The organism is Stenotrophomonas sp. GbtcB23, assembly GCF_019091045.1.
In the GTDB taxonomy this organism is placed as follows: domain Bacteria; phylum Pseudomonadota; class Gammaproteobacteria; order Xanthomonadales; family Xanthomonadaceae; genus Stenotrophomonas; species Stenotrophomonas rhizophila_A.
In genome coordinates this window covers 1-511 of the sequence record NZ_JAGXKC010000182.1, presented here as the reverse complement: position 1 = coordinate 511, position 511 = coordinate 1, and the positions used below count along the sequence as shown (strand labels likewise).

General features: G+C 55.6%; 1 protein-coding gene. It reads right to left on the bottom strand.

The window, feature by feature from the left end; all coding sequences use genetic code 11:
• Positions 1–396 (bottom strand): hypothetical protein (locus KVS69_RS18705; protein WP_217539478.1); only part of this gene is annotated, 396 nt, incomplete at its 3' end.
• Positions 397–511: the final 115 nt, after the last annotated feature.

Below are 511 nucleotides of genomic sequence, written 5' to 3'. Positions count from 1 at the left end.
TTCCTGCCTTAGTATCGAAGCCGTCACCGGACAATAGCGAATGCCTTCCTCGACACTGGAGGTCAGCGTGAGTGATGCGTAGCCTGGAAGTTCAGCGAGCACAGTGTATACCTCCAAGAAGGAGAGAAAGCCACCTCGCACGAACAGAATGAACTCGACTCCAAAACCATCTGCCCCTGTAGCCGACAGACCCTCAATCTCAAAGTCCGCCTCACCTGAAAGCGGGATCGCGTCGCTCCCCAGAATAAAGTCGACGTACACGCCCACTCGACTTTCCGTTCGCACAGTAGCAATGACGCGGCCCAATTGAGCACTGAGTTCTTCCGGTATACCCTCAGCCTCAAGCAGATACTTGATTGCCGCTTGTTCCAGATCGGGAATATCAGAGCGCTTCATCAACGCTGCCCTTAGTTGCAGCCGCCACTTGCGACGCTTTCAGGCGCCGCGACGTTCGCACATCGGACAGTCCGGTGAGGCCCGAGCATAGACCACCGTCTTCGAAGACTAAGAC